At 65.9% G+C, this 6,920-nt stretch carries 9 protein-coding genes; 4 read left to right on the top strand and 5 right to left on the bottom strand.

The annotated features are described in order from the left end of the window. Positions 1–534: HNH endonuclease signature motif containing protein (locus B1964_RS22525; protein WP_139765834.1), on the top strand; the 534-nt coding region annotated here is incomplete at its 5' end. A 53-nt stretch (positions 535–587) separates the two neighbouring features. Here the strand turns inward: B1964_RS22525 and B1964_RS22520 are convergent. Both B1964_RS22520 and B1964_RS22515 read right to left on the bottom strand, forming a co-directional pair. Continuing rightward, positions 588–1,358, bottom strand: a complete 771-nt coding sequence (locus tag B1964_RS22520; RefSeq protein WP_006369442.1) for a deoxyribonuclease IV — start codon at positions 1,356–1,358, stop codon at positions 588–590. Between the two features lie 65 nt (positions 1,359–1,423). After that, the gene (locus B1964_RS22515; protein ID WP_006369443.1) at positions 1,424–1,630 is read right to left on the bottom strand and encodes a hypothetical protein; all 207 of its coding nucleotides are present in this window, start codon (positions 1,628–1,630) and stop codon (positions 1,424–1,426) included. A 237-nt stretch (positions 1,631–1,867) separates the two neighbouring features. Here B1964_RS22515 and B1964_RS22510 point away from each other — a divergent pair, with 237 nt between their 5' ends. The 3 genes from B1964_RS22510 to B1964_RS22495 are packed head-to-tail and all read left to right on the top strand — an operon-like array spanning position 1,868 to position 4,253. Then, positions 1,868–3,121: a phosphatase PAP2 family protein gene (locus tag B1964_RS22510; RefSeq protein ID WP_006369444.1), complete on the top strand. Its 1,254-nt coding sequence runs from the start codon at positions 1,868–1,870 to the stop codon at positions 3,119–3,121. Positions 3,122–3,149: 28 nt separating this feature from the next. Next, positions 3,150–3,575, top strand: a complete 426-nt coding sequence (locus B1964_RS22505; RefSeq protein WP_079931353.1) for a hypothetical protein — start codon at positions 3,150–3,152, stop codon at positions 3,573–3,575. Positions 3,576–3,632: 57 nt separating this feature from the next. After that, complete coding sequence (locus tag B1964_RS22495) at positions 3,633–4,253, top strand: DUF305 domain-containing protein (protein WP_014358657.1); 621 nt, start codon at positions 3,633–3,635, stop codon at positions 4,251–4,253. A gap of 32 nt (positions 4,254–4,285) precedes the next feature. On the opposite strand, the gene B1964_RS22490 is transcribed toward B1964_RS22495, so the two are convergent. From B1964_RS22490 to B1964_RS30530, 3 genes are all read right to left on the bottom strand, one after another. Continuing rightward, the gene (locus B1964_RS22490) at positions 4,286–5,329 is read right to left on the bottom strand and encodes a DUF4185 domain-containing protein (protein WP_079931351.1); all 1,044 of its coding nucleotides are present in this window, start codon (positions 5,327–5,329) and stop codon (positions 4,286–4,288) included. Between the two features lie 265 nt (positions 5,330–5,594). After that, positions 5,595–6,557 carry an amidohydrolase family protein gene (locus tag B1964_RS22485; protein WP_253194126.1) on the bottom strand — a complete coding sequence of 321 codons (963 nt, stop codon included), beginning with the start codon at positions 6,555–6,557 and terminating at the stop codon, positions 5,595–5,597. A 182-nt stretch (positions 6,558–6,739) separates the two neighbouring features. Next, on the bottom strand, positions 6,740–6,920 hold a 181-nt coding region (locus B1964_RS30530), incomplete at its 5' end, for a hypothetical protein (RefSeq protein ID WP_172398927.1).

The raw sequence follows: 6,920 nt of genomic DNA, 5'->3' as shown, positions 1-6,920 counted from the left end.
GCACCCGTACTGACGGTGTTGAAGGATCCGGACGGGATTCTCGTGCCCCGGTTGCAGGGATACGGGCCGATCGACCGCGACTACGCCACCGCCCTCGCCGACGTGGCGAAAACCATCCACTACCCCGAATCCGCCCGTGCCGCGGGACCACTCATCCCGCAGATCTCCGACCGGCCGCAGGCGCCGCCGGCGGATCCGACCGGACACGGTGGTCACACCGTGCCACCTCCTGGGGCATTGACGTATGCACCCAGCGCGACATTGCGCGCTGAGGTGCTGGCCAATGATGCGTGGTGCCGGTTTCCGTTCTGCGGGATGCCGTCACACCTGTGCGACCTCGATCATTGGCGACCGTTCAACCACACCGACCCCGAGGCCGGAGGCTGGACGGTGCTCGGTGATCTGATCCCGCTGTGTCGGGCAGATCATCAACGCAAACACCTCGCCGAGTGGGTGCCGACGCTCTACACCGATCGGCGGGTGGAGTGGCGGAGTCGGTGGAGCGGGCAGGTGATTGTCACGTATCCGCGGTGACGGGGTTCCGCTGTGGGGTGGAACCAGCTGTGGCTCACCGGGTCTCGAGGGCGCTACAACGCCGACCGCAGGTATTCGAGATCGTCGGGGATTCCTTCGGCCGGCGTCTCGAGGATGATGGGTGCGTCGGCCGCTGCCGCGACGGCGACGAGCACCTCTGGGTCGATGTGTCCCGACCCTAGATTCGCATGACGGTCGCGGCCGGAGTCGAACTCGTCGCGGGAGTTGTTGAGGTGCACCAGATCGATACGCCCGGTGATCTCCCGGACCCGCTCGACGAGTCCGACGAGATCCTCGCCGCCCGCCCACGCGTGACAGGTGTCGAGACAGAAGCCGGCCTGCTCGAAATCGCCGACCGCCTCCCAGAGTCGATCAATGGCCTCGAGGGTTCGGGCCATCGCATGGTCGCCGCCTGCGGTGTTCTCGATGAGAATCGGGACCCCGAAGCCGCCCTTGTCGACCTGACGGTCGAACAGCTTGCGCCAGTTGGCAAACCCTTCCGCTGAATCCTCCCCGTCGCGCAGGTGGCCGCCGTGGACGACGAGACCGAACGCGCCGAGGTCGGCAGCAGCGGCAGCCTGCTCCTCGACGGCCTTGCGGGAGGGCATGCGGAGCCGGTTGTTCAGGCTGGCCACATTGATCTGGTAACTCGAGTGGACGACGACGTCGATCGGGGAGTCGCGGAAAGCCTGCGCGTCCGGGCGGGGGACCGGCTTCTTCCACTTCTGAGGGTCGGTGACGAACATCTGGAAGACGTCGACGCCGAGGTCCGTCGCGGTGGTCAGCGGGTCGTCATCCTCCCGCAAGTGAGCTCCGATGCGCATGGTGCCAGCTTAGGGCGCGCACGCGAGACCGAACCCCGCAGCCCGCACTCGCCGAACGGTGCAGATCAGTCGTTGGGCTCGGTCTCGACGGTGATCGGCACACCGGACGCGATCAACAGTCGGCACGGCGCCTCGGTGTCGGGGTACAGGTTCAACCACTGATGGCCGCCGCCGTGCGAGTACACGGACTCCAGGGCGCGGTCGAGCCGCGCTTCGGCCTCCTTGGTGATGATGTAGCGCTGATCGCCGTAGCGCAGGAACCTGTTGGGCATCTACAACCTCCTGACCGGATGCCGGCCTCGCCGATCGGGCACGTGGCTCATAACTGCCTGAGCGTGTGATGTGTCCCACTCGGAGTCTATGTCGCGTCGCCCATCGGCGTCGGGCCGTCGGCATCTTCGACACTCCTGACGTGCGAAGGGGCGAGGCGACCGGCCACTTTCAGGAATGTTCATTAGGCTGACTTTGGGTTACGTGTCGGTAGTGCGGTGATGAAGAGGCGGTTTCGCGTGAGTGTTGACGAGGCAATCGACGTGCCCTCGCCGGACGATCACCGCCGACGGCAGGCTCCTGAGCAGGTCGTACGCGAATCCGCCGTGGATCAGAACGGCGCGGGCACCGGCGTAGAGGAGACCGACACCGACGCCGCATTCGGCGACGACAACCCGCCGGACCTCGAACCGATCCTCGCCGACATCGCCGCGGCCGCCGAGATGGAGGCCGAACCCGAGAAGCGTCGCGACCTCACCATGGTCCGCCGGGTCGCGATCGTCGCGTGGGCGCTGTTCATGGTGTGGGAGATCGTCGAGCACGGGCTCGCCTTCGACCGCACCCGCCTGATCATCCTGCTGTGCCTCGGGCTGATCGCGGCCAGTATCGGCCGGCGCCGCGTCATCACCGTCATCATCGACTGGGCGCCGTTCGCGCTGATCCTGTTGCTCTACGACTGGACCCGCAACGTCGCCGAGTTCATCCAGGTCCCGGTGGCCTGGCATCTCGCCCCCGACGTCGACAAGGCCATCTTCGGGGTGGTCCCGACGGTGTGGCTGCAGGCGCACCTGAAGTCGCCGTCGGCGCCGTGGTGGGAGGTCATCACCAGCGTCGTCTACATGTCGTACTTCGTCGTCCCGTACGCGCTCGCGGCCATCCTGTGGCTGCGCAACCGGGCGACGTGGCGACGGTTCGCCGCATGCTTCATCGCCACCACCTTCCTCGGGCTCATCGGATACACGTTCGTGCCCGCGGCACCACCCTGGGCAGCCGCCCGGTGCACCTCCGCGGAGGTCGCCGACGGACCGCGCGAGGCGATCTGCATGACCACCCCGCAGGCCACCCAGCCCGGCGGGATACTCGGTCCCTTCGACCCGAGTCATGCCGGTGCGGCACCGTACGTCGAACGGATCTCGGCCCGCGGATGGGAATTCCTCAACATCCACGTCGCGTCCAACCTCATCGAGATCGGTCAGGGCAAGTCCAACCTGGTCGCCGCCATCCCCTCGCTGCACGCCGCGCTGACGATGCTGCTCGCCCTGTTCATGTGGCCGCGCGTCAAAGCGCTCGGCCGAACATTGTTCCTGGGGTACGCCTTTGCCATGGCGTTCACCCTTGTCTACACCGCCGAGCATTACGTGTTCGACATCTTGCTCGGCTGGGCGTTGGCGGCCTTCGTCGTCGCCGTCTACCGGCTCGTCGACCGCAAGCTCATTGCGCCACGCAACAGACGCAAGGCGCAGGCAGACGCCGAGGCGTCGCCCGTCGGCTGAGGTGGGCCCGCCGGTTAGGCTGGTCGCGATGCGCGCCCCACGAATCGGTCACCGGCAGTGGTGGCTTCGTGTGTGCGTGGTCGGGCTGCTCGCAATCGCGGTGCTGCTCATGCACTCTCTCGTCGCCGGCGCCCCGCGTGAAGCGCACGCTGCACCTCACCAGAGCACTGAACACCACAGCACCGAACACCACAGCATCGCAACGATGACCAATGCCGCGGACCCGGAAGTCTCCCACATGAGCGACGCCGGTGACTGCGTCCTGGGCCACCACTGCGTCTTCGTGCGCGCCGACGACGCGCCACTGCCGCCGGTCATCCTGCTGATGCTCGTCTGGGGCTTCGCGGCGCTACCCGCCCTCATGGGCATCGCGCCCGCACTCCTCGGACACCTCGGGCGACCACCACCCTGGGCGCAGCCCACGCATCTGAGCCTGTCGGTGATCCGCTGCTGATGGACCGGTCCCAGACCACCATCACAGCCATATCGACCATCACACAGGAGCTTTCAGATGTCTCTTCGCACCATCCGCAGGGCCGCTTCGGCGGCAACAGCACTCGCCGCGGCCGCGTTGATCGTGGCGGGCTGTTCTTCGTCGGAGTCCTCGTCGCCCACCGGGCACTCGGGACACGGCACGACGGCAACCTCGTCGCCCCATAACGCGGCGCACAACCAGGCCGATGTCATGTTCAACCAGATGATGATCCCGCACCACGAGCAGGCGGTCGAGATGGCCGACCTGGTGCCCAGCCGTACCGACAATGCCCAATTGCGCGCGCTGGCAACGCAGATCAGGAATGCCCAGCAGCCCGAGATCGATCAGATGACCGCACGGCTGAAGTCGTGGGGCGTCGCGGTCGACGACGGCGGCGACCATGGCGGCCACTCGATGAGCGGCGACATGGGCGGGATGATGTCCGACGCGCAGATGACGTCGCTCGAGAACGCCCGTGGCGCGCAATTCGACACGCTGTGGTTGCAGGGCATGATCGCCCACCACCAAGGGGCGATCACGATGGCCGATGCGGAACTCGCCGGCGGGATCGACCCTGAATCACGGTCGCTGGCAACGCAGATCAAGAACACCCAGCAGGCCGAGATCGATCAGATGAACGTCATGCTGGGACGGTAGGCCCACCTCGACGCTGTATTTCACCTGCGCCATCAGCCGCGCCGCAGCGGCAGCCGCATCAGGTAGACCTGATAGCCGAACGACACGGAGTAGGTGAAATACAGCGTCGGGCCCGACGTCGACCATGGATGGATGAACGGTGCGTAACCCGAGTACGGGTCGTCGCGGGAGACGACGAGTTCGCCGGCCGACCACGGTCCCTCGGGCCGATCCGCGGTCCGCAGCTTGACGCCCGGCTCGGTCTGCACCAGCGAGATGTATTTGCCCAGATACGAATCCCACGCCACCGACATCTCCCCGTTCTTGGGTGGCATGATCGGTGTCGCTGCTCCCGGGACGCGTGGCACCCACCGGCCGTTCGAGAAGTACTCGTAGGCGTTGATGTTCTCCATCTGCGACGCCGGGACACGCGCCAGATAGACTGCGCCCCAACGGCTGTCGGGTGTTCCGTACTGATACACGGTGTCGCCGACCTTGAGGTAGGCGGCCATCTGGAACTTGACGTTACCGCCCGAGTTGGGGCGTTGCGGTCCCACGCGCCGCCAGGTGCGTCCGTTGTCGTCGGAGCGGGCGAGGCCGGAGAAATTGGTGACCCAATGACTGTTGGCCACCCAGTGTTTGACCGACATGAAGTTCAGGTATTGCGTCTTGCCCACGGCCACACCGGCGGTCGGGATCAGGGTGATCTCCTTGCGGAGGTCGGGTTTGAGCAATCGGCTGGCATACCCGGGTGGTCCGGTGTGGCCGGTGAAGGTCATGCCGTCGGCCAGGTTGTGATCGGTGCTGCGCAACAACACATTCGAGCGCCAGTGGAACAACGACCCGTAGAGCAGGGACCGCCCGTCGAAGGACTGGGTATCGCCGAAGGCGGTCAGGATCTCGCCACGACCGTTGTCCCACATGACGCCGAGGTCGGTGCCGAGGATGTCGTAGCGCCCGAGGGTGTCGTTGATGGCGCCGGGTCCGGTGAGCCGGGCGACGGTGCCGGCCATGCCTGCGGCATATGTCGAGGCACCGGCCGGTCCGCCGCCCACGCCCGCCACCATCAGGCCGATCGTCGTGACCGCGGCGGCCACCGCTGTTCTCGGGCCCAGGGGAACCGATCTTGGGCGCAGACGGAGCCAGGTCATGCGGTGGACCCTAGCAAAGGCGGAGAGATCACGCGCGTATCGCGTCACTCCCGGGCGTCGTCTTGCGAACAGTCGCTCATGCTCTGCTGTCTGCTAACCGAATTCGGTGATGAACGGGCAGTTCCAGTGCCGCACGGCCCAATGGATGCGTCCACTCATCGGTATATGAGTTGTTCAGCGCCGCAGGGGATGTCACGTCGATATCGATAGGTCAACCGACTGCCGATCGAAGGCGTGGTAGTTGGCTCAGCGGATTGGCCCGTTCGATCTCGTAGCGCTGGCTTGTGCTGAACACCGTACTGAGCCCGGGTGCGGGGTCGCCTCCGCCTTCCAGGAAGACAGCCTGGCTGAACGGCCAGTCGGAGCCGAACACAATATGTGAACGTGGTGCGACGGCGAGCACCGATCTCATGGCGGCTTCCGAAGCGCTCAGTGCGGTGTCGAAGTAGAACGTTTGGATCAGTTGCTGCACGTCGAGCGCCGACGGGCGTGGCGCTCCGGCGGGCCAATGGTTACCGATGGGTGTTTCGGCGAGTACCCCGATCCGCCACGACAAGAACGGTAGGGTGCCGCCGGCGTGCGCGAGCTGGAATCGGATACCGGGATAGCGGCGTAGAGTGCCGCCGGCGAGCATCAGCGTGGCCGCTCGTGTGGTGTCGAAGGTGAACTCTTCGAGGAAGTCCGGCAGTGGCAGCGCCGGTTTGGCATTGTCGGGTATGGCTGCGGGGTGGACGAAGACAAATGTTCTACGGGCGTTGAGTGCGGCCATCAGCGGCTCGAAGCGGGGATCGCCCAGGTAGACGCCGTCGTAGGCGCTGAGCAGTACGACGCCGTCGAGATGTAATGTGTCGAGGGCATATTCAAGTTCGGCGATGGACGCGGCGACATCGGGCATGGGCAGCACGGCGAATGCGCCGAACCGGCTTCGGTGAGTGTGGAACAGGCCGGCGGCGTATGTGTTGCAGTACCGTGCGAGGTCGCGGGAGTCCTTTCCGCGCAGGAAGGACACACCCGGATCCGACACCGAGAGGGCTTGAGCCTGGATGCCCCAACGGTCCATGAAGTCGATCGCTGATTCCGGTGACCACTGCGGGGTGGGATACCCGCCGATGGTGAAGTGTCCGTGTTCCAGTAGCGCGGCCCTATATTCCGGCGGTAAGAAGTGCGCGTGCATGTCGATTCGATAGCGGCCTGTGGGAGCCGGTGATGCTCCGGCGACACCGCCGCCGGCCGTGGCAACTGTGGCTCCGGCTGCTACGGCGCCGGCACCGATGAGCATCGCTCGGCGGCTCACTCCCGCCGACTGCCCGTGACCGGTCGATGCGCCGTGGTCGGATCGTGAATGCGTAGTGGGGGTCATTGTTTCGGAGATTCCTCTCGGGCGACGGAGTTGGTGGTGCTGTTGGTCGGCTCATGGTCGGCAGACGCCGGTTCGGGTTGCCGACGCGGTGCTTTGAGTGCGCAACCGACCGCGGCGACGAGCAATACCCCGGCGGCGGAGAGCATCGACGCTGACATGCCGTCGATGAGCGCTTCT

This window comes from Gordonia sp. i37, assembly GCF_002043085.1.
GTDB classification, from domain to species: domain Bacteria; phylum Actinomycetota; class Actinomycetes; order Mycobacteriales; family Mycobacteriaceae; genus Gordonia; species Gordonia polyisoprenivorans.
Note: the sequence above shows the minus strand (reverse complement) of the source record. Positions and strands in the feature narration are given on the sequence as shown.

Excerpts from the sequence above, each read along its gene's own strand:
- B1964_RS22485 (WP_253194126.1), bottom strand. The coding sequence starts at position 6,557 with ATGCACGCGCACTTCTTACCGCCGGAATATAGGGCCGCGCTACTGGAA.
- B1964_RS22495 (WP_014358657.1), top strand. The coding sequence starts at position 3,633 with ATGTCTCTTCGCACCATCCGCAGGGCCGCTTCGGCGGCAACAGCACTC.
- B1964_RS22505 (WP_079931353.1), top strand. The coding sequence starts at position 3,150 with ATGCGCGCCCCACGAATCGGTCACCGGCAGTGGTGGCTTCGTGTGTGC.
- B1964_RS22515 (WP_006369443.1), bottom strand. The coding sequence starts at position 1,630 with ATGCCCAACAGGTTCCTGCGCTACGGCGATCAGCGCTACATCATCACC.
- B1964_RS22520 (WP_006369442.1), bottom strand. The coding sequence starts at position 1,358 with ATGCGCATCGGAGCTCACTTGCGGGAGGATGACGACCCGCTGACCACC.